Consider the following 21,503-nt stretch of genomic DNA (forward strand, 5'->3'; position numbering starts at 1 on the left):
GCGGCCACTCGGTTCTGGTGGGCCCCCCCCGGGGGGGCGGGGGGGCGCGGGGGGCCCCCCCCCCCCGCGCCGCCGCGGGGGGGGGGGGGGGGGGGCCCGGCCGGCCCCCCCCACACGTCCACCGATCTCGCCTCAGGCGGCCAGCCGCCGCCCGAGTTCCCGCACGACCTGCTCGGCCACGGTCGGCGGGATGGCCGCCGCGATCTCCTCGGGCGTCAGCCCGGCCAGCACACCGGTGATGATCGCCTGCTCGTCGGTGAAGTCGCGGTTGGCCAGCGCCTCCACCGCGGTCTGCAACGCGGTCAACTGCGCGCCCAGGCTCCGCAGCGTCGGGTGCCCGACCTGGAACTTCGGGTCGGTGTGGTCCTCACCCGTGGTGGTACGGGTGTACGTCTGCCCGATCGGGTTGCGTCCGTCCAGGACGGTGAGGTTGCGGTGCACGGTCTTGAGCCAGTTGTGCTCCTCGGGGGTCATGTCCGTCTCCTCCTGCTCCGACGTGATGAGTCCGATGGTGGTCAGGTAGCGGCGGAACAGCGGCGTCTGGTCACGTCCCGCCTTGATCGAGTCCCGGAAGAAGCTGAAGTGGGTGTGCCACAGGTGGGAACTGTCGCCGGTGCTGCGCCGCCCCAGCCGGTCCCACCGCCGCACCACCTTGCCGTCCGGTGAATAGATGATCTCGCGGATGTCCCGGGTGTCCGCCGTGTTGGCGACGCACTGGGCCACACACCAGGTCGAGAACGTGGACAGGTCGTGGGTACGACCGCCGCTGGCGACCCGGAACATGCCCACGTCCAGCGCGGCCGCGTCCAGGGTCAGACCGTTGCGGTCCCGGGGCGACTCGACCACCGAGTAGTCGTTGGCGACCACCCGGTCGGACCCGGTGTGGTATCCGCCGCGATGGTTGGCGTCGCCGACGATGCCGACCTCGTTGGGTTCCAGGTCCTCGTCGCGTGCCCGGTTGGGATCGCGGTTGAGGTGCTTGAGCAGCAAGCTGCGGACGGCCATCAGGTTCGCCGGTGCCCGCGTCATGGTTCCCCCCTCTGCTGATTCGTCGGGGGCCGGGCACGGCAGTGACACCGCGTGCGCGGTAGGCAGGCTGTACAAGCGCTCCCGGCCATTGGTTGCACAGCGCCGGGCGTGTTCCCACCATAACCCCACTTCTGGACGAATGCCCAGCTCAGAGGCGGTTTATTCAGCTTGGAATAGGCTGTGAGGCAGAGTGGAGGATCGACAGGACCACTGCGGACGGATGTTCCGGGTCGTGGATGATCTCCCGACGTCCACCACGGAGAGTGACAGCATCACCGAGTGGCTCGCCGGTGCCCGGGTTGCGCGCGTACCGGGGATGGGCCCCGCCGGAGACCTGCAACCGCAACCGGTGCCCGGGGGCGAAACGGTGGGCGGTCGGCCACATCTCCACCGGCACCGTCACCACGCCCGACGCGTCGCAGGGGAACCGGTGCGGGTCGACGCGGACCAACCCGTCGCACACGTTCCAGGAACGGCCCCGCCGGTCCACGTCGCACAGTCGCACGAAGACGTCCAGATGGTCCAGGTCGCTGCGCAGGTGGATCTCCGCCCGCACCGGGCCGATCACCTCGACCGCCTGCTCCAGCGGATCGGTGGTCCAGGTCAGCACGTCCGGCCGCGCCTCGACCGGACGGTTGTCGAACGGCCCGGCGCGCTGGGCCACCAGCAGCGGGCCACCCAGCGAGGGGGTCGGGTCGGCCGGGTCGTACCAGAAGCCGTCCGGCGGGGACGGCACCGGCGCCGCGGCGCGCAGCGCGAAGCCGGGGTGCAGGTGCCACCGGACGGATCGGGCCGGCGGCGGCCAGTCGGGCAGGTCACGCCACCCGCCGCCGACGCCGCCCACGTGCACCCGCACCGGTGCGTCAGCCGCAGGGTCGGGCGGGGCGGCGGCGGGGGCGTTCAGGTGCTCGTCGAGCCAGCCGAGCCCCTCGCGCAACGCGGCCACGAACAGGCCGGGACTGCCGTGGGTCCACGGCCCCACCACCAACCTCGGACGGACGCCGGTGGCGCGCAGCGCCGCGTAGTCGCGCAACTGGGCGGGCAGGAAGATGTCGTGCCACCCGCTGACCATCGCCACCGGGGTCCGCACCTGGTCGAGCCGGTCGTCGAAGATCCGGGTACGCCAGTAGTCGGCCTGCGGGGTGTGGTGCTCCAGCCACTCCTGGAAGAACGGCACGGTGACCCCGGTGGCGATCCGGTCCGCCTCGACCAGGGGCAGGTGTGCCAGGGCGGCGGCCAGCCGGGGTTGACCCCGTTTCAGCTCCCACTGCCGGGCCAGCCACGGCACCGTCTGCGCCTGGAGCAGCTCCACCCAGGTCAGCACCGTGTCCAGCGCGAAGGACTCGCCCGCGTACGTGGAGTCGCGGGTGGACGAGGCGGTGGCCACCGCGACCATCGCCCGCAGTTCCGGACCCGCGTCGGCGGCCAGCGCCCACTGCACGAAACCCTGGTAGCTGGCGCCGAACATCCCGAACGCGCCCCGCCACCAGGGCTGCCGGCGCAGCCAGTCGAGGGTGTCCAGCCCGTCGTCGCGCTCGAACACGAACGGGTCGAAGGAGCCGCCGGAGCCGAAGGTGCCCCGGCAGGACTGGATGACCACGTGGAATCCACGCTCGGCGGCGAGCCGGCAGAGCAGCCGCATCGGCCCACCCCGCCCGTACGGGGTCCGGATCAGCACGGTCGGCGCGTCGGCCAGGTCGGGGCGGTAGTGGTCGGTCCGCAGGATCACCCCGTCGCGGGTCCGGACCGGGACGTCCCGGGTGACGGTGACCCGACGGGTACGCGCCGGCGGCAACCGCAGCGCGGCCCCGGCGAGCGCCGACGTCAGTCGCTCCCACATCGGGTCAGTCCGTCCGGCGACGGGGCGGCTCGGGTCGGGCGCCGCGGACGGTGTCCCGGTGTTCGCGCAGCGAGACGCCCATCGCGGAGATGAAGCGGTACACCACTTCCAGCTCGTCGTCGCGGAAGCCGCTCATCACCCGGTCGGTGCGCTCGCCCAACGGCCGGAAGAAGTCCATCGCCAGCGCGGCACCGCGGTCGGCGTAGCGGAGCAGGATCTTGCGCCGGTCGGTGGGATCCCGGTCCCGCCGGATGTGCCCACCCCGTTCCAGCCGGTCGATCAGGGCGGTGACCGACCCGGAGGAGATGCCGAGGTGTTCGCCGAGCCGTCCGGGAGTGATCGGCGCGTCGGCCAACTCGGCGTCCATCACCGCGATCAGCGCCTGCAGGTCGGTGACGTTGAGCCCGTGCTGCCCGGCGAAGGCGTGCCCGACGTGCTGGGCGTCCACGCCGTAGCGGCGCAGCTCGGCGGTGATCTCGGCGATCAGCAGGTCCCGGCGGGTATCCCGCCGCCGGTACATCCCCTGAGCCGCCACGTCGCGCCGCTTCCCCTCCCGTACGCCCGCGTCGGAGCATACCCAGCCGGACGTCCACCATCGTTGTCGAGATTCTCACCCCGCCCGTGGTTGCCACTTCTATCTTGATGGGCAAAACTCTCGACTGTCTAGATATCTGTCTGTCGAGAGACCTGTTCGAGGGGCTTCCCGGATGTCCGTGTCAACCCGTGTCGCGCGCAGCCGCCGCGCAGCCTGGCTCACCGTCCTGCTGACGCTCGCCTTCGGGGCGATCGTCTTCGCCCTGCCCACCCCCGAGAACCCGGCGCCGGTCTCCGCCACCGGGCTCTCGGAGAGCTGGGAGTCGACCCAGGTCGAGCTACTCCAGGACGAACTACCGCAAAGCGACGTCTCCGCCGCCGTGGTGGTGGTCAGCCGCGACGACGGTGCCCCGCTGACCGACGCCGACCAGGCCGCCATCACCACCGGATCCGCCGGTCTCACCGAGTTCGCCGTCGGCGGCCAGGTCGTCCCGCCCCAGGTCTCCCCCGACGGCACCGTCGCCCTGGTCGTGGTGCCGATGTCCACCGCCGACGGCCAGCAGGCGGTCACCGACCAGGTGGCCGAGCTGCGCGAGACGCTCACCGCACTGCCCGCGGAGCTGACCGTCGAGGTCACCGGCGGCCCCGCCTTCACCGCCGACCTCACCAAGGTCTTCGAGGGCGCCGACCTCACCCTGCTCGCCTTCACCGCCGCCGTCGTCGCGGTCCTGCTGCTGGTCACCTACCGCAGCCCACTGCTCTGGCTGGTCCCGTTGACCATCGTGGCGGCCACCGAACAGATCACCCTGCGCGCCCTGGACACCCTCATCCCGGCGGTCGGCATCAACTTCGCCGGTGGCGCCGTCACCGGCATCGCCAGCGTCCTCGTCTTCGGCGCCGCCACCAACTACGCCCTGCTGCTCATCGCCCGCTACCGCGAGGAACTCCGCCGCGAGGAGGACCGCTTCGTCGCGATGCGCAAGGCCCTGCGCCGCACCGCCGAACCGATCCTGGCCAGCGGCGGCACCGTCATGCTCGGCGTACTCACGCTGCTGCTCAGCGAGCGGGAACTCAACCGGGCCCTCGCCGTGGCCTGCGCCACCGGCATCCTGCTCGCGATGGCCTCGGCGCTGCTGGTACTGCCCGCCGCCCTGGTGCTCGGCGGACGCCGCCTGTTCTGGCCGCTGGTGCCCGAGGTCGGCAGCGTCGGCCGCGAAGGCCGGATCTGGGGCCGCCTCGGCACCGCCGTGATCCGCCGCCCGGTGCCCGTCGCGGCGCTGGCCACCCTGCTGCTGGCCGCCCTCGCCCTCGGCGGGCTGGGCCTGCGCACCGGCCTGTCCGAGACCGAGCAGTTCCGGGTCGAGCCGGAGGCGGTGGCCGGCGCACAGACCCTCGGCCGGGCCTTCCCCGCCGGCACCACCCAACCCGTCGCGGTGATGACCAACCCCGACGCCGTTGCGGCCGTCACCGAGGCCGCCACCGCCGTCGACGGGGTCGCCTCCGCCCGCCCCGGCCCGGCCGGAGACGCCGTCGCCCAGATCGACGTCGTCCTCGACGCCGAACCCGGCACCGCCGCCTCGAACCGCACCCTGGTCGCGCTGCGCGACGCCGTCGCCGCGGTACCCGACTCGGCACCCCCGGCCCCGTCCGGCGTCGACGACCTCTCCGGCGCCGTGGTCGGCGGCAGCCTCGCCGGAGACTACGACTCCGCCGCCGCCGACGACCGGGACCTGCGGATGATCCTGCCGCTGATCCTGCTGCTGGTCGGTGCGGTGCTCGTCCTGCTGCTCCGCGGCGTCGTCGCCCCGGTGCTGCTGGTGGTCACCGTGGTCGCGTCGTACTTCGCCAGCCTCGGCGGCGCGTGGCTGCTCTTCGACCACGTCCTGGGCTTCCCGGCGCTGGACACCACGGTGCCGCTACTGGCCTTCGTCTTCCTCGTCGCGCTCGGCGTGGACTACAACATCTTCCTGGTCACCCGGGCCCGGGAGGACGCCCGCACCACCGGCACCCGGGAGGGCATGCTCTCCGCGCTCCGCGCCACCGGCGGCGTCATCACCAGCGCCGGCATCCTGCTCGCCGCCGTGTTCGCGCTGCTCGGCGTGCTGCCGCTGATCACGCTGACCCAGATCGGCATCATCGTCTGCCTCGGCGTCCTGCTGGACACCCTGCTCGTGCGCACGGTCGTCGTGCCGGCGCTGGCGTTCCTGCTCGGCGAGAGGTTCTGGTGGCCCGGCCGGATCACCCGCGATCAGAACCCCAGGCAGACGCACTCCGACATGAGCGCCCGTACGTTGCGCACGTAACCCGGATTCGGGATGGCCAGCGGCTGTCCCGGCCGGGCCACCGCCCCGTGACCGAAGTTGTACGCGGCGATGACCGCGTTGAGCAGACAGGAGTCCAGTACGCCCGAGGTGCACAGGCTGGCGTCCAGCCGGTAGTCGGCGTCGAAGTACATGTCACCGATGTACTTGGTGAGCCAGGCCAGATAGGTGCCGCCGAGGTAGGCGTTGTCCCGGTAGTCCCACACGTCGTAGTTCTGCCCGAACCGCTGGTTCATCCAGGTCGCGGTGTCCGGCATCACCTGCATCAGGCCGATGCCCTCGTCGCAGGCGACGATGTTGGACTGCCACCCGCTCTCCTGCCAGGCGGTCGCCTTGATCAGATCCAACGGAACGCGGATGTCCGGCGCGGAGGTCGGCCAGTACGTCCGACCTGCCGCGTCGGTCAGCGCCGCCTTGACCTGCGCCCGGCTGGCCTGCTCGCCCTTGTACGTGGGCCGGCAGCCACTGGGCGCGGGCTTCGGCTGCTTCGGCGGCACGTTGGTCTCCGTCGGCGGCTTCGGCACCCGGCGGGGCGCCGGGGCGCTGCGTCGCGGCGTCGGCCGGACACTCGCCGACGGCGACGACGACGCGGCAGCCGACCGGGGCGCGGCCCCCATCGACTGGACCGCCTTCGGCGTCGGACTCGCCTCGTCCGGGCCTTCCGACCCGTCAGCCTCCGTCGGCTCAGTCGACTCCGTCGGCAACGCGACCGGCGCGGGCACCTCCGCAGCGGGAGCGTCCACTCTGGCGCAACCACCCCCGGTCGCCAGCAACAGCGCGGCGAGCAACGCGACGCCCAGCCTGGTGACGCTCCGTCCCATGTCGACCCCCTTCGGCAGTGACGAGCCCGCCGCACCCTAACAGCCACCGGCCGTGATCCGCGGCCCGCACATCCACCCCGCCCAGGTCAACCCCCTCGCGGCTACACCGTCGGGCCGAAACCCGGATCGCGCCCCGGCCCGGCCGTCACCGCCCGGTCCCGAGTGGCCCACGCCACCATGAACACCGCCGGCCACGCCGCCCCCAGCAACACCGCCCCCACCGTCCCGCTGGCCGTGCTCATCCCCAGATAGAGCCGCGCCCCGCCGATGGCGACCACCCCGACCGCCGCGACCGTCCAGGCCGCCACCGCCAACGGCCACCGCGCCCCCCGCGACAGCAACCACGCCAGCGTGCACAGGCTGGCGGTGACCACCACGTTCTGCGTGGAGAACAGCACCGTCCGACCTCCGGCGGCCAGGTCGGCCACCACCGCCAGCACCACCAACGGCACGAACGCGCCGACCGTGCCGACCACACTGAGCAGGTCCGCCTGCCACGGCCGGTGCCGCCACGCCTGCACCAGCGCCACCACCGCCACCACCACGATCAGCGACGACCCCCGAAGCACCGACACCGCCGCCTGCGTCGCCTCCACCGCGTCCGGCGTCCGCCGCGCCGCGAACCACCCCGCGATCGCCCCGTCCACCAGCGAGAGACCGCTGTGCCGGACCACCGTCCGCAACGCCCAGGCGATGACCAGACCGACCACGAACAGCAGCACCACGCCGACCGCCAGGTTCGCCAGCAACGCCCACGCCGGACCGAGCCGCAGACTGAGCAGGAAGAACAGCAGCCCGTACCGGGCCGACAGCCAGCGCAACGGCGGCAGCCGCGCGGCCCGCGTCAACAACGCCCGCGCCGGATCCGGATTACGCCCCAGCCACCGCCCGACCAGCACCACCGCGAGCAGCGCGGCGATCAGCACCAGCACCGCGCCGGTGGCCCGCCCGAGCAGCCGGGACACCGTCTCGTACGACTCGCCCGCCAGATGCCCGACCAGCACGGACCCACCCACCCAGGTCGCCACCCCGGCCAGGTTCCACGGCACGAACCGGCGGTACGGCATGCCCGCCGCACCCGCCAGCCGGGGCACCAGCGTCCGGGCGAACGCCACCCAGCGGGCGGTCAGCACCCCCCGGCCGCCCATCCGGTCGAGCATCGCGTCCGCCCGGGCCCACCGCTGCGGTCCCACCCGCACCCCCCAGCGACTCGCCCGCAACCGGGGCCCGTAGCGCTGCCCGGCCCGGAACGCCACCGCGTCCCCCGCCGCCGCCGCGACGACCATCGCCACCAACGCCGGACCGAGCCGCAACGTCCCGGTGTACGTGAGGAAGCCCACCAACAGCAGCGTGGCCTCCCCGGGCGCGACCAACCCGACGAGCAGCGCCGTCTCGGCCGCGACCACCAGCGCCGCCACCACGTAGATCAGACCCGGTGGCAGGTTCTGCACCGAGTTCAGCAGGTCGTGCACGGCGCCCCCGGATCACCTCGGCAGGACTGCCCTGCAAGTGTGACAGTGCTCTCCGTCACCGCGCGGCCCCACTCTCCGGTGACCCCGACGCCACGCGGCTACCGACCAGGCGGGAGGATGGAGCTCATGCAGCTGCGCACCGACCTTCGCAACGTCGCCATCATCGCTCACGTCGACCACGGCAAGACCACCCTGGTCGATGCCATGTTGCGGCAGGCCGGCGCCTATGGCGCCCGGGGCGAGGTGACCGAGCGGGTGATGGACTCGATGGACCTCGAACGCGAGAAGGGCATCACCATCCTCGCCAAGAACACCGGCGTGCGCTACCTGCCGGCGGACGGCTCCGACCCGGTCACCATCAACATCATCGACACCCCCGGCCACGCCGACTTCGGCGGTGAGGTCGAGCGCGGCCTGACCATGGTCGACGGTGTGGTGCTGCTGGTCGACGCCAGCGAGGGCCCGCTGCCGCAGACCCGCTTCGTGCTCCGCAAGGCCCTCAAGGCCCGGATGCCGATCATCCTCGTGATCAACAAGGTGGACCGCCCCGACGCCCGCATCAAGGAGGTCGTCGACGACACCTACGAGCTCTTCCTCGACCTCGACGCCGACGAGGAGCAGATCGACTTCCCGATCGTCTACGCCTGCGCCCGCGACGGCATCGCCTCGCTGACCCAGCCCGCCGACGGCTCCGTACCCCAGGACAGCCCCAACCTGGAGCCGCTGTTCCGCACCCTGCTGGACACCATCCCGCCGCCCGCGTACGACGAGCAGGCACCCCTGCAGGCCCACGTGACCAACCTCGACGCCTCCCCGTTCCTCGGCCGCCTCGCGCTGTGCCGGGTCCGGCAGGGCACCATCGCCAAGGGCCAGACCGTGGCCTGGTGCCGCACCGACGGCAGCACCCAGCGGGTCCGCATCTCCGAGCTGCTGATGACCGAGGGCCTGGAGCGCAAGCCCGCCGACTCGGCCGGCCCGGGCGACATCATCGCCGTCGCCGGAATCCCGGAGATCATGATCGGCGAGACCCTCGCCGACGCGGAGAACCCGAAGGCCCTGCCGCTGATCACCGTCGACGAACCGGCCATCTCGATGACCATCGGCACCAACACCTCGCCGCTGGTCGGCCGGGTCAAGGGTGCCAAGGTCACCGCCCGCATGGTCAAGGACCGGCTCGACAAGGAACTCATCGGCAACGTGTCGCTGCGGGTACTGCCCACCGAGCGCCCGGACGCCTGGGAGGTGCAGGGCCGAGGCGAACTGGCCCTGGCGATCCTGGTCGAGCAGATGCGCCGCGAGTCCTTCGAGCTGACCGTCGGCAAGCCGCAGGTGGTCACCCGCGAGATCGACGGCCGCACCTGCGAGCCGGTGGAACGGCTCACCATCGACTCGCCCGACGACTACCTCGGCGCGATCACCCAGCTCCTGGCCACCCGCAAGGGCCGGATGGAGCAACTGGTCAACCACGGCACCGGCTGGATCCGGATGGAGTGGCTGGTCCCGGCGCGCGGCCTGATCGGCTTCCGCACCGAGTTCCTCACCGAGACCCGCGGCACCGGCATCCTGCACCACGTCTTCGAGTCGTACGAGCCGTGGTTCGGTGAGCTGCGCACCCGCAACAACGGCTCGCTGGTCGCCGACCGGGCCGGCGCGGTCACCGCCTTCGCGATGACCAACCTCCAGGAGCGCGGCCAGCTCTTCGTCGAGCCCACCACCGAGGTGTACGAGGGCATGATCGTCGGGGAGAACTCCCGCTCCGACGACATGGACGTCAACATCACCAAGGAGAAGAAGCTCACCAACATGCGCTCCTCCACCGCCGACGAGACCGAGAAGCTGATCCCGCCGCGCAAGCTGTCGCTGGAGCAGGCCCTCGAGTTCTGCCGCGAGGACGAGTGCGTCGAGGTCACCCCCGTCGCCGTACGCATCCGCAAGGTCGTGCTCGACCAGACCCAGCGGGCGCGCACCGCCGCCCGCCGCAAGCACGCCGGCTGACCCCTGCCATGTCCGCCGACGACCTCGACGCGCGGCTGGACCGGGAACCCGGCACGATCTCGGTGTACGCGGGGCGCCTCGACGCCCCGCCCACCTGGACCCGACACGCCGAGGCCACCCACTACGCGGCGAGCACCATGAAACTCGCGGTGCTCGCCGCGCTGCACCGCACCGCCGAGACCGGACGGCTCGACCTGGACACCCCGGTGCCGGTCCGCAACCGGTTCACCTCCGCCCTGCCGGACGCGCCCGCGTACTCCTGCGTTCGGGAGTACGACAACGACCAGGACGTCTGGGACCGGCTCGGGCGGGAGGAACCGCTGCGCTGGCTCGCCGAACGCATGATCGTCCGGTCCAGCAACCTCGCCACGAACCTGGTCCTCGAACATGTCGGCCGTCCCGCCGTCGCCGAGGTCTGGGCGGCGGCCGGCGCCCGGCACAGCGTCACCACCCGGGGCATCGAGGACCTCGCCGCCCGTGACGCGGGCATCACCAACCTGGTCACCGCCGACGACCTGGCCGCCCTGCTGCGCGCCGTCGCCGTCGGCGCCACCCGTCCCGGACCGATCGCCGCACCCGCCGCCTGCGCCGCGATGCTCGACGTGCTCTGCGCCCAACAGGTCCGCCAGGACATCGCCGAGGGCCTGCCCGCCGGCACCCGGCTGGCCCACAAGAACGGCTGGGTACGCGGAGTACGCCACGGCGCCGCGGTGGTCTTCCCCGCCGACGCCGCGCCCTACCTGCTGGTGGTCTGCACCACCACCCCGCTGACCGAGGCACAGCCCAGCGGCCCGGCCGACGCACACGCCCGCCGACTGGTCGCCGACATCTCCGCCCGGCTGTGGCGCGACCGCCACCACCTCACTCCAACAGGTGCGCCCGCACCGCCGCCACCGTCTCGTCGGTGACCCCCAGCCCGGCGCGCAGGTACGCGTCGAACGGCCCGTGCACCCGCCGCATCGCCTCGATCAGCACCTCGCGCGCCCCCGACCAGAACTCCGAGGTCCCGCGCGTTGGGCGCACCCACGAGCCGCCAGTCCCGTTCCAGGCCCACGTTCTCACCCTTCCCCGCACGGTCACCGGCCCACCAGTGTGCCCGGTCCGACGATCACCGCGGCACGCCCGGTCCGGACGACCCGGCCGATCGGAGTAAAGATGCGGACTGAGGATTGTCGATCGGCGGAAAGTTTCCTATCGTCCGGAGCCAGGGGTGCAACCGGCCTGGGGGTGGGCGTGCGACACGGTGCCGAAGCGCGGGTCGCCGTCGCCACCCTCTGGCGATCTCCCGACGAGGTGCGGGCGGTCGACGCCCCGGCGCTCGGCACACCCGCCGAGGTCGGGGCGTGGGTCGCCGGTGTGCGTGCATCGGGTGGCCCGGCACACGCCGCCTACGGCTTCCTAGGAGGCTAGGTGTCGTGGGTGGCCGGGGCAGCGGATCGGCCAGGGACCACCCGACTCGGCACCCACCACCGACGAACCAGGCCCGCACCGGCGGGCTCAGCCACCGCCAGTGCGCCACCGGATCGGCCCGGACCGCCGTGCCGGAGACCGGCACCGTGCGCCGGTCCGGGTCCACGCAGACCGCCACCGCATCGAAGCGCCGGGCCAGTTCCGTGCCGTACTCCTCGGAGGAGAAGACCGCGTCCACCGGCTCGATGCCCGCCCCGGCGACGCTGAACGCCGTGCTGGAGAGCCAGTCGATCACAGGTCCTCCCGGTCCTTCGCGCGCTCACCCTGGAGCGCCGACCGGCGGCGGAACAGACCCCTGCGCCCACCTCCACCCGCCCGCCGTGCGAGGCTGCTGACATGGTGCTTGAAGTCGCGCTGATCGACGTGATTCCGGGGCAGGAGGACGAGTTCGCCGCCGCGTACCGCACGGCGCACCCGGTCCTGCGTGACACCCCGGGCTGCCGCTCGGTCCGGATGACCCGGGGAGTCGAGTCCCCCACCCGGTTCGTGCTGCTGGTCGAGTGGGACTCGGTCGAGGCGCACGAGGTCAACTTCCGGCAGACCGACCGCTTCGCGCAGTGGCGCGGGCTGATCGGTCCGTACTTCGCCGGTCCACCGCTCGTCGAGCACTTCGACGACGTACCCGCCTGAGGGCGCGCCGTCGGCGTCCCGGCGGAAATTGTCGTACCCCTCGTCTACCGTGCGCCGCGATGCGCGGCTGCCGGTCCCGACGGGCTCGGGGGCGCGCCGGGCCCGGCGGCCGCGCGTCACCGCACGGTCGTCCGCGCCCGGCGCACCCCGTTGCGTCGTGGGCGGCGGCGCGGGTCAGCCGGCGAGCCGCTCCGTGTCGCGCTCCACGGTCGACATCTCCTCGACCGGGTCGGCGGGCCGAGGGATCTCCGGCCCCTCCGCCTGCCGGGCCAGCACCGACGCGGTCTCGACGGCCGGCAACGCCGCCGCGGAGAGCCAGTCGACCATCCGTTCGTAGCGCGCGATGTCGGCCTCGGCGACCAACCGCAGGTCGGTGGTGAGCGTCTCCACCATCACCGTGCGGGGATCCGCCGGATCGGGGAACACGTACCAGGAGAAGCCCGCCAGCGGATGCACACCCTCGTGCGGCGGGGTGTCGCCGGGCACCAGCCGGATCGTGACGTGCGGCAGCTCCGTCAGCGCCACCAGGTGCCACAACTGCTCCCGCCAGACGTCCTCCGGCAGACCTCCGGGGGCGCAGACCCGCTCGTCCAGCAGGGCCGTGTAGTGCGGCGGATCGGCCCGGCGCAGCACCTGCTGCCGCAGCCCCCGCGCCCGCACCTCGGCCTCCAGGTCCAACTCGGGCGCGATCAGCGCGGCGGCGGTCAGCCGCAGCCGGGCGTACGCCGGAGTCTGCACCAGCCCGGGCAGCACCGAGGGTTGGTATTCGACGATGCCGGCCGCACCCGCCTCCAGCTCCGCGTACGCGCGTTGTCGCTCCCCCATCTCACCCAGCGCGCGGGACCAGCCGCGACCGGCCGCCGCGTCCCGGGCGATGACGATCAACGCCTCACGCTGCGGTGCCGGCACCTGGTAGACGTCGAGAAGGTCGAGCACGTCGGCCAGATCCGGCCGACTCTGACCCAGCTCGATGCGCGACAACTTGGATGTGGACGCCCACCCGAGCTGGCCACAGACCTGCTCCAAGGTGAGCGACTCCCCGCGGCGAAGCTGGCGCAGCTCTGCGCCGAGCCGTACCCGGCGGATGACAGGACTTGCTGACAACGGCATCCCGGCCTCCCCACCGTGGGAGAGTACGCAGGACAGTCACGCACGGCAATACCTCGCTCGCGCTATGCAACGAACCGATATCGCCGCGCGCCACCACATCCGCCCCGGGCGTCAGGTCACCCCGGCGGCGTCCATCCCCCGCAACTCCTTCTTGAGGTCGGCGACCTCGTCGCGGATCCGGGCGGCCAACTCGAACTGCAACTCCCGCGCGGCGGCCAGCATCTGGTCGTTGAGCTCCTGGATGAGCTGCGCCAACTCGGCCCGCGCCATGCCCTCACGAGCCGGGGTGGCCGCACCGCCCCGGCTCCGGCTGCGGGTTTCCTTGACCGGCGCCTTGCCCCGCGACAACTGGCGCACCGCACCGCCGACCCGGGTCGCCTCGGTGTCCTCCGCCTCGCGATAGATGTCGTCGAGAATGTCGTGGATCTTCTTACGCAACGGCTCGGGACTGATCCCGTGCGCCTCGTTGTGCGCGATCTGCTTGGCCCGCCGCCGGTCGGTCTCCTCGATCGCGTCCGCCATCGACGGCGTAATCTTGTCGGCGTACATGTGGACCTGACCGGAGACGTTACGGGCCGCGCGACCGATGGTCTGGATCAACGACCGGCCGCTGCGCAGGAAGCCCTCCTTGTCCGCGTCCAGGATCGCCACCAGCGACACCTCGGGCAGGTCCAGGCCCTCGCGCAGCAGGTTGATGCCGACCAGCACGTCGTAGTCGCCCCGCCGCAACTCCCGCAGCAACTCGACCCGACGCAACGTGTCGACCTCGGAGTGCAGATACCGCACCCGGATGCCGTTCTCCAGCAGGTAGTCCGACAGGTCCTCGGCCATCTTCTTGGTCAACGTGGTGACCAGGACCCGCTCGTCGCGCTCGGTGCGCAGCTTGATCTCGTGCATCAGGTCGTCGATCTGGCCCTTGGTGGGCTTGACCACGACCTCCGGGTCCACCAGGCCGGTCGGACGGATCACCTGCTCCACGAACTCGCCCTGGGCGTGCTCCAGCTCCCACGGCCCGGGGGTGGCCGACAGGAAGACCATCTGGCCGACCCGCTCCAGGAACTCGTCGAACCGCAACGGGCGGTTGTCGGCGGCGCTGGGCAGCCGGAACCCGTGGTCGATCAGCATCCGCTTCCGCGAGGCGTCGCCCTCGAACATGCCGCCGATCTGCGGGATCGTCACGTGCGACTCGTCGACGACGGTGAGGAAGTCGTCGGGGAAGTAGTCGAGCAGACAGTGCGGTGGGCTGCCGGGCAACCGGCCGTCGATGTGCATCGAGTAGTTCTCGATGCCGGAGCAGAAGCCCACCTGCCGCATCATCTCGATGTCGTACGTGGTCCGCATCCGCAGCCGCTGCGCCTCCAGCAGCTTGCCCTGCCGCTCCAGCTCGGCCAGGCGCTCGCCCAACTCGGTCTCGATGTCGCGGATCGCCCGCTCCATCCGCTCCGGCCCGGCCGCGTAGTGCGTCGCCGGGAAGATCAGCAGATGGTCGACCTCGCGCACCACGTCCCCGGTGAGCGGGTTGAGGTAGTAGAGCTTCTCCACCTCGTCGCCGAACAGCTCGATGCGGATGGCGAGTTCCTCGTACGCCGGGATGATCTCCAACGTGTCGCCGCGGACCCGGAACGTGCCGCGCTGGAAGGCCATGTCGTTGCGGGCGTACTGGATGTCGACCAGCCGGCGCAGCAACTGGTCCCGGTCGAACTCCTGGCCGACGGCGACCCGCACCGCGCGGTCCAGGTATTCCTCGGGGGTGCCCAGCCCGTAGATCGCCGAGACGGTCGCCACCACCACCACGTCGCGCCGGGTGAGCAGGGACATGGTGGCCGAGTGCCGCAGCCGCTCGACCTCCTCGTTGATCGAGGAGTCCTTCTCGATGTACGTGTCGGTCTGCGGGATGTACGCCTCGGGCTGGTAGTAGTCGTAGTACGAGACGAAGTACTCCACCGCGTTGTCCGGCAACAGCTCGCTGAACTCCTTGGCGAGCTGGGCGCAGAGCGTCTTGTTGGGCGCCAGCACCAGCGTGGGCCGTTGCAGCCGCTCGACCAGCCAGGCGGTCGTGGCGCTCTTGCCGGTGCCGGTCGCGCCGAGCAGCACCGTGTGCCGGTCGCCACGACGGACCCGTCGCTCCAGGTCGTCGATCGCCGCCGGCTGGTCACCGGCCGGCTGGAACTCGCTGACGACCTGGAAACGGCCGTCCAGCCGGGGAATGTCGAGCGCCATGAGGTCAACCGTACGCCGGGGGACCGACACTGCGCCGCGACTACAGGCGGCACCTGATCGGCTTCGATATTCGCATTGTGTGGTTCTTCTCACCCGGCTACGCTTTTTCCGTAGGCCGCTCGCGGCGGCCGACCGGGCCGGTGGCGGGCCCCACAGGCCACGCCGCCCCGGCACCGAAGGCCGCAGCACCCGGCATGCCCGGCGTGCGCGCCCGACGTGGTCGCGCCGAACGCGCAGACCGGCCGCCGCGAGCGCCGCCACCTCGTCACCCCAGCCCGGTCCGCCCCGTTCAACCTCCCGTGAAGGACACCTCACGACCGGCCTCCGACGACACCGGCCCCGACGACCCGGCCGACGCGCACACCCCGCCTCAGGCGCGCACCACCGACGCCCACACCCGGCCTGACGCGACCAACCGGCCCGGCCGCCCGACGGACGGCCCGACCGGGCGGGGCGACCGCCGCCACCGGGCCGGTGCCCGCCGGCACCGCGCCGGCACCGCCCCACCGGAGATCCTCGGCCTGACCGGGCCCGACCCGGCCACCGGTGCACCGCGACCGCGCCCCGGCGTGCGCCGGGCGGCCCTGGTGCACGGCATGCTCGACCCGGCGGCCGGCAACCCGGCCGAGGACGACGACCTCGCCGGGGCGCACCAGGAGGCCGAGCAGTCCCGGCAGACCGCCGCCCGGCGCCGCCGCGTCGTCCTGGCCGCGCTCGCCCTGACCGCCGCGGCCTCCGCCGTCACCCTGGTCGCGACGCTGGTGAACTGGGCACCCGCCGCACCACCCGCCCGCGCGCTGACCGCGGCCGAGCGGGACCGGTTGGTCGCCATGCGGGTCGTCAACTACCGGGACGTCCGGGCCGGGCTGCACCTGACGGTGACCGGCACCACCGGCCGCACCGACCTGCTCGGCTGGGTGGACTGGTCCCGCCGACTGGTCTACCTCGACGTCAGCGGCCCCGGCGCCGGCCCGCTGCGCGGACTGGTCCAGGCCACCCCCACGGTGACCGTGGTCCGCCCCGACCCGGAGGCGATGTCGACCCCCGCCATGCCACCGCTGCTGCCCCCGGGCGACGGCTGGCGACTGCCCGCCGACCGGACCCTCGACCCGGTGCTGGGCCTGGTCTTCGACCTGGCCCGCGACCGGCCGGAGCCCGCCGACGGGGTGTCCGGCCGCTGGCTGCGACGCGAGCAGGTCGGCGGCGAGCAGGTCGACGTGCTGGAGACGGCTCTGCCGCGCCCCGCCGCGTCCGGCACCACCGCCCCGACCGGCGACACCGCCCCGACCGGATCGCCCACCGCCGCGCCCCGCACCGCCCCCGGCGACCCCGCCCGGTACTGGCTGGACGTCGCGGGACGGCTGCACCGGGTCGAGACCGCCCTGCCCGGCGTCGGCGAGGTGCAACTCCAGGTGCACCGGGCCGACCGGCCCACGCTGCGCCCCGTCGACGCGCTCGGCGGTCGCCCCGGACTGCCCCGTGCCCTCACCACCGCCGAACGGAACCGTTGGCACCGGCTGCCCGCCCGGCTCCGCGCCGCCGGTGGCGCCACCGCCACCCTGGTCGGCCCGGTCGACATCGGCCTGGACCTGCGCGGCGCCGGCTGGTTGAGCTGGACGGCGGGCACCGCGTACCTGGGCGTCACCGCACTCGACGCCACGGACCGCCGCGTGCTGGTCCGGCACGACCGGCGCACGGTGGCGCGGATCGAGACCCGGTCCGCCACGGACCCGGCGGCACGGCCGCCGCTGCCGCCTCCGGCCACCGGCTGGCGGACCGGCCCGCACCCCACCGCGGCGCTGGACCCGCTGGTCACCGCCGCGCTGCGGGCCGCCCGAGGCACCGGCCCGCAGGGCGGCACCCGGCGGATCCGCGGCGACAGCCACGCCGGTGTGCCGGTGGACGTCGTCGAGGTCGACACCGCCCCGGGACCGACCCGCTACTGGATCGACCGCACCGGACTGCTGCGCCGGCTGGAGGCCCGTACGCCGGCCGGAGCCTGGGCACAGCTCGACCTCACCACCGGGCGGGTGCCCCGGCTGACCCCGCCGACCTGAACCACCCGGACGGTCAGGGACGCCACCCGGTCTGGGCGGCCCACTCCTCGGCCCGCAGGTGCTCCTCGTCGAACCACGGGTCCTTCGCCGTGGCGTACGCACCGCTCTCCGGCGCGGAGGCGGCCAACTCCCGCTTGAGTCCCAGGTACGCGGCCCGCCGGTCCGGATCGGCACGCAGGTGGTCACGCATCAGCAGGGCATACCGCCAGCCGGGCGAGCCGACCTCCCGGATGTGCAGGTGCACCGGGCGGCCCGGGTCGGCGCTGCCGTGCAGCCGCTTCGCCCACCGGCCACCGCCGGTGCGCGCGGTGTCCCACCACTCGCCGGGCAGCCGGGGAAAACCGGCGTCGGCGAGCCGGTCGGCCATCGGGCCGTCCGCCTCGGCCAACGACGACACACTGAGCTGGATGTCGATGACGTCCTTGGCCGCCAGGCCGGTGACCGCGGTCGACCCGATGTGGTCCACGCGCAGGTCGGCGGGGGCGACCGCGTGCCGGATCCGGGCGGCGAGCCGCGCGTACTGCTGCGGCCAGGTCGGGTCGGGTTCGGCCAGGCGTGCCCGATCCAGCCGGACCGGCCGACGCCGCCGCAGGTTGACCTCGTAGGGCACCAGCCGGTCGCGCCAGAGCGCGTCGACCGACGCGTGCAGGTCGTCGAGGGTGCCGTCGTTGCCGAGCAGCACGTCCGCCGCCGCCGCGCGGCGGGCGTCGTCGGCCTGCGCGGCGATCCGCCGCTCCGCCTCGGCCCGGCTCATCCCCCGGTCGCGGGCCAACCGGCGCAGCCGGGTCTCCACCTCGGTGCGCACCACGACCACCAGGTGGTACGTGGCGGCCAGTCCCACCTCCACCAGCAGCGGTACGTCGTTGACCACCACGGCGTCCGGTGGAGCCGCGGCGACCAGTTCCGCCGTACGGGCCCGCACCCGGCCGTGCACGATGGCCTCCAGGCGGCGGCGGGCCGACTCGTCGGCGAAGACCAGTTCGCCCAGGGCGGGCCGGTCCAGGGCGCCGTCGGCGTCGAGTACCCGTTCGGAGAAGGCGGCGACGACCTCGGCCAGCCCGTCGGTGCCGGGAGCGACGACCTCCCGCGCGATCCGGTCGGCGTCGACGAGCACCGCCCCGCGCTCGACCAGCCGACGCGCCACCGCGCTCTTACCCGAGCCGATCCCGCCGGTGAGTCCGATCTTCAACACGGCACCAGTCAACCTGACCAGGGCGGCTGCGCCAAGCCCGCGAGGCGGGGTCGCCTCAGCGTGCCGGTCGACGGCGAGGGCCCCGCCTCGACCCGGTTGATCCAGGTCGGGGCGGGGCCCGTCGTCGTCAGCAGCGGGTCACTTACCGCCGGCGAGCTTCTCCCGCAGAGCGGCGAGCGCCTCGTCGGTGGCCAGGGTGCCCGCGGGCTCCTCGGCCTGCCGGCTCGGGGCCGCGCTGGTCGAGGTGGTGGTGCCGGTCGGGGCGGGCTGCGGGTTGGCAGCGGCCTCGGCCTCGGCGGCCCGAGAGGTCTGCACCTGCTTCTGGTGCGCCTCCCACCGCTGCCGCGCCTCGGCGTACTGGTTCTCCCAGGTCTCGCGCTGCTTGTCGTACCCCTCGAGCCACTCGCCCGTCTCCGGGTCGAAGCCCTCCGGGTAGATGTAGTTGCCCTCGTTGTCGTACGTGGCAGCCATGCCGTAGAGGGTCGGGTCGAAGTGCTCCTCGCCCTCGACGAAGCCCTCGTTGGCCTGCTTGAGCGACAGCGAGATCCGGCGACGCTCCAGGTCGATGTCGATGACCTTGACCATGACCTCGGAGCCGACCTGCACGACCTGCTCGGGGATCTCCACGTGGCGCTCGGCCAGCTCGGAGATGTGCACCAGGCCCTCGATACCGTCGTCGACGCGGACGAACGCACCGAACGGCACGAGCTTGGTGACCTTACCCGGCACGATCTGCTGGATCGCGTGGGTGCGGGCGAACTGCCGCCACGGGTCCTCCTGGGTCGCCTTCAGCGACAGCGAGACCCGCTCGCGGTCCAGGTCGACGTCCAGGACCTCGACCTCGACCTCCTGGCCCACCTCGACCACCTCGGAGGGGTGGTCGATGTGCTTCCAGGACAGCTCGGAGACGTGCACCAGACCGTCCACGCCGCCGAGGTCGACGAACGCGCCGAAGTTGACGATCGAGGAGACGACGCCCTTGCGGACCTGCCCCTTCTGGAGCTTGTTGAGGAACTCGGTGCGCACCTCGGACTGCGTCTGCTCCAGCCAGGCACGGCGGGACAGCACCACGTTGTTGCGGTTCTTGTCCAGCTCGATGATCTTGGCTTCGAGCTCGCGGCCGACGTACGGCTGCAGGTCGCGCACGCGCCGCATCTCGACCAGGGAGGCGGGCAGGAAGCCGCGCAGCCCGATGTCGAGGATGAGGCCACCCTTGACCACCTCGATGACCGAACCGCGGACGACACCGTCCTCGTCCTTGATCTTCTCGATCGTGCCCCAGGCCCGCTCGTACTGCGCCCGCTTCTTGGAGAGGATCAGCCGCCCCTCCTTGTCCTCCTTCTGGAGGACCAGGGCCTCGATGTGGTCACCGACCGAGACGACCTCTGCCGGGTCCACGTCGTGCTTGATCGACAACTCACGAGAGGGGATGACGCCCTCGGTCTTGTAGCCGATGTCGAGCAGGACCTCGTCCCGATCGACCTTGACGACGGTGCCTTCGACAATGTCGCCGTCGTTGAAGTACTTGATGGTCTCGTCGATCGCGGCGAGGAAAGCCTCCTCAGAGCCGAGATCGTCGACGGTGACCTTGGTGGCGCTCGAGGGGGCCTCGATGCTGCTCGTCATGTGGGCGGTTGCTCCGGTCGGATGGTGTGTCACAGCAGGCTGGTGTCGCGGTGACCTGTGCGCGCCAACGGATCCGCCGGCGGACCCACCACCCGGAAATCGCTGAACGAGATCTTGATGTGACTCCGTCGACCGCGCACCTGCTCCCTGCCGAGACACGCGATCCGCGAGCGCATCGTCTACCCTACCCGCTGCATTACCACAGCGTGCAAGCCCTCCCGTCTGCTCATCACCTCACCACCCGCGAAAGCGGAGATTTCGGCCAGCCGACACCACGACACCCCGGCCCACCGCCGTCCCACCCCTTCCGGACGCCTAGCGTGAGCGGGTGAACGACGACAACCGGGTGACCCGGCGCCGGGTCGGCGACGCCGAGATCCGCCGCGCCAACCGCCACTGGTGGGACACCGACGCCGACGCCTACCAGGCCGAACACGGGACCTTCCTGGGCGACGTGGACTTCGTCTGGTGCCCGGAGGGGCTGCGCGAGGCCGACGCCCGGTTGCTCGGCGAGACGGCCGGACGCCGGGTGCTGGAGGTCGGCTGCGGCGCGGCGTCCTGCGCCCGCTGGCTGGCCACCCAGGGCGCCCACCCGGTCGCGGTGGACCTGTCCGCCGGCATGTTGCGCCACGCCGCGCGCGCCGCCGACCGCAGCGGGGTACGCGTACCGCTGGCCCAGGCCGACGCGCTGGCGCTGCCCTTCGCCGACGGCAGCTTCGACATCGCCTGCACGGCGTTCGGCGCGGTGCCGTTCGTCGACGACTCGGCGGCCCTGATGCGCGAGGTGCACCGGGTCCTGCGTCCCGGCGGACGCTGGGTCTTCTCGGTCACCCACCCGATGCGCTGGATCTTCCTCGACGACCCCGGCGAGGGCGGGCTCACCGCCGTGCACTCCTACTTCGACCGGCAGCCGTACGTGGAGCAGGACGAGACCGGCGTGGCCACCTACGTCGAGCAGCACCGCACCCTCGGCGACCGGGTCCGCGAACTGGTCGGTGCCGGGTTCGACCTGGTGGACCTGGTGGAGCCGGAGTGGCCGGCGGGACACGAGGGGATTTGGGGGCAGTGGAGTCCGCTGCGCGGCCGACTCTTCCCCGGCAGCGCGATCTTCGTCGCCGAGCGGGGCGGCTGATCCTGCCCCGCCGACGTCGGGTCGAGCGTCGTTTCCGCCCCACGCCCGCGGGTA

General features: G+C 72.6%; 16 protein-coding genes. 6 read left to right on the forward strand and 10 right to left on the reverse strand.

What is annotated here, in order from left to right:
• Window positions 1-132: 132 nt before the first annotated feature.
• The 3 genes from ACIBMZ_RS12060 to ACIBMZ_RS12070 all read right to left on the reverse strand — a co-directional run bounded on the left by ACIBMZ_RS12060 (window position 133) and on the right by ACIBMZ_RS12070 (window position 3,389).
• On the reverse strand, window positions 133-1,029 hold the full coding sequence (locus ACIBMZ_RS12060; RefSeq protein ID WP_396692880.1) for a hypothetical protein: 897 nt from the start codon (window positions 1,027-1,029) through the stop codon (window positions 133-135).
• Window positions 1,030-1,192: 163 nt separating this feature from the next.
• A complete protein-coding gene (locus tag ACIBMZ_RS12065) occupies window positions 1,193-2,869 on the reverse strand; it encodes a CocE/NonD family hydrolase (protein WP_396692882.1) in 1,677 nt (558 codons plus the stop codon).
• Between the two features lie 4 nt (window positions 2,870-2,873).
• A complete protein-coding gene (locus tag ACIBMZ_RS12070) occupies window positions 2,874-3,389 on the reverse strand; it encodes a MarR family winged helix-turn-helix transcriptional regulator (protein WP_396693500.1) in 516 nt (171 codons plus the stop codon).
• A gap of 187 nt (window positions 3,390-3,576) precedes the next feature.
• On the opposite strand from ACIBMZ_RS12070, the gene ACIBMZ_RS12075 reads away from it, so the two are divergent.
• Window positions 3,577-5,706 (forward strand): MMPL family transporter, encoded by a 2,130-nt coding sequence (locus ACIBMZ_RS12075; RefSeq protein WP_396692884.1) that lies wholly within the window; start codon window positions 3,577-3,579, stop codon window positions 5,704-5,706.
• On the opposite strand, the gene ACIBMZ_RS12080 is transcribed toward ACIBMZ_RS12075, so the two are convergent.
• Both ACIBMZ_RS12080 and ACIBMZ_RS12085 read right to left on the reverse strand, forming a co-directional pair.
• On the reverse strand, window positions 5,652-6,545 hold the full coding sequence (locus ACIBMZ_RS12080) for a transglycosylase SLT domain-containing protein (RefSeq protein WP_396692886.1): 894 nt from the start codon (window positions 6,543-6,545) through the stop codon (window positions 5,652-5,654). The genes ACIBMZ_RS12075 and ACIBMZ_RS12080 overlap by 55 nt on opposite strands.
• A gap of 101 nt (window positions 6,546-6,646) precedes the next feature.
• Window positions 6,647-8,017 (reverse strand): DedA family protein, encoded by a 1,371-nt coding sequence (locus ACIBMZ_RS12085; protein ID WP_396692888.1) that lies wholly within the window; start codon window positions 8,015-8,017, stop codon window positions 6,647-6,649.
• A 126-nt stretch (window positions 8,018-8,143) separates the two neighbouring features.
• On the opposite strand from ACIBMZ_RS12085, the gene typA reads away from it, so the two are divergent.
• Both typA and ACIBMZ_RS12095 read left to right on the forward strand, forming a co-directional pair.
• On the forward strand, window positions 8,144-10,012 hold the full coding sequence (typA, locus tag ACIBMZ_RS12090) for a translational GTPase TypA (RefSeq protein WP_396692890.1): 1,869 nt from the start codon (window positions 8,144-8,146) through the stop codon (window positions 10,010-10,012).
• Window positions 10,013-10,020: 8 nt separating this feature from the next.
• Window positions 10,021-10,920 (forward strand): serine hydrolase, encoded by a 900-nt coding sequence (locus tag ACIBMZ_RS12095; protein WP_396692892.1) that lies wholly within the window; start codon window positions 10,021-10,023, stop codon window positions 10,918-10,920.
• Here ACIBMZ_RS12095 and ACIBMZ_RS12100 read toward each other — a convergent pair.
• Complete coding sequence (locus tag ACIBMZ_RS12100; RefSeq protein ID WP_396692894.1) at window positions 10,874-11,035, reverse strand: tyrosine-protein phosphatase; 162 nt, start codon at window positions 11,033-11,035, stop codon at window positions 10,874-10,876. The genes ACIBMZ_RS12095 and ACIBMZ_RS12100 overlap by 47 nt on opposite strands.
• Before the next feature lie 783 nt (window positions 11,036-11,818).
• On the opposite strand from ACIBMZ_RS12100, the gene ACIBMZ_RS12105 reads away from it, so the two are divergent.
• Window positions 11,819-12,112 (forward strand): antibiotic biosynthesis monooxygenase family protein, encoded by a 294-nt coding sequence (locus tag ACIBMZ_RS12105; RefSeq protein ID WP_396692896.1) that lies wholly within the window; start codon window positions 11,819-11,821, stop codon window positions 12,110-12,112.
• Between the two features lie 174 nt (window positions 12,113-12,286).
• Here the strand turns inward: ACIBMZ_RS12105 and ACIBMZ_RS12110 are convergent, their stop codons facing one another.
• The gene (locus tag ACIBMZ_RS12110) at window positions 12,287-13,222 is read right to left on the reverse strand and encodes a helix-turn-helix domain-containing protein (RefSeq protein WP_396692898.1); all 936 of its coding nucleotides are present in this window, start codon (window positions 13,220-13,222) and stop codon (window positions 12,287-12,289) included.
• Between the two features lie 111 nt (window positions 13,223-13,333).
• Complete coding sequence (uvrB, locus tag ACIBMZ_RS12115; protein ID WP_396692900.1) at window positions 13,334-15,442, reverse strand: excinuclease ABC subunit UvrB; 2,109 nt, start codon at window positions 15,440-15,442, stop codon at window positions 13,334-13,336.
• 299 nt (window positions 15,443-15,741) lie between these two features.
• Here uvrB and ACIBMZ_RS12120 point away from each other — a divergent pair, with 299 nt between their 5' ends.
• Window positions 15,742-17,499 carry a hypothetical protein gene (locus ACIBMZ_RS12120; protein WP_396692902.1) on the forward strand — a complete coding sequence of 586 codons (1,758 nt, stop codon included), beginning with the start codon at window positions 15,742-15,744 and terminating at the stop codon, window positions 17,497-17,499.
• Window positions 17,500-17,512: 13 nt separating this feature from the next.
• Here the strand turns inward: ACIBMZ_RS12120 and coaE are convergent, their stop codons facing one another.
• Window positions 17,513-18,691: a dephospho-CoA kinase gene (gene coaE / locus ACIBMZ_RS12125; RefSeq protein WP_396692904.1), complete on the reverse strand. Its 1,179-nt coding sequence runs from the start codon at window positions 18,689-18,691 to the stop codon at window positions 17,513-17,515.
• A gap of 138 nt (window positions 18,692-18,829) precedes the next feature.
• Window positions 18,830-20,317 (reverse strand): 30S ribosomal protein S1, encoded by a 1,488-nt coding sequence (gene rpsA, locus ACIBMZ_RS12130; RefSeq protein ID WP_117227135.1) that lies wholly within the window; start codon window positions 20,315-20,317, stop codon window positions 18,830-18,832.
• A gap of 328 nt (window positions 20,318-20,645) precedes the next feature.
• Between rpsA and ACIBMZ_RS12135 the strand changes: the two genes are divergently transcribed.
• Window positions 20,646-21,449: a class I SAM-dependent methyltransferase gene (locus ACIBMZ_RS12135; protein WP_396692906.1), complete on the forward strand. Its 804-nt coding sequence runs from the start codon at window positions 20,646-20,648 to the stop codon at window positions 21,447-21,449.
• Window positions 21,450-21,503 lie beyond the last annotated feature (54 nt).

This window comes from Micromonospora sp. NPDC049900 (assembly GCF_044461025.1).
Classification (GTDB): domain Bacteria; phylum Actinomycetota; class Actinomycetes; order Mycobacteriales; family Micromonosporaceae; genus Micromonospora.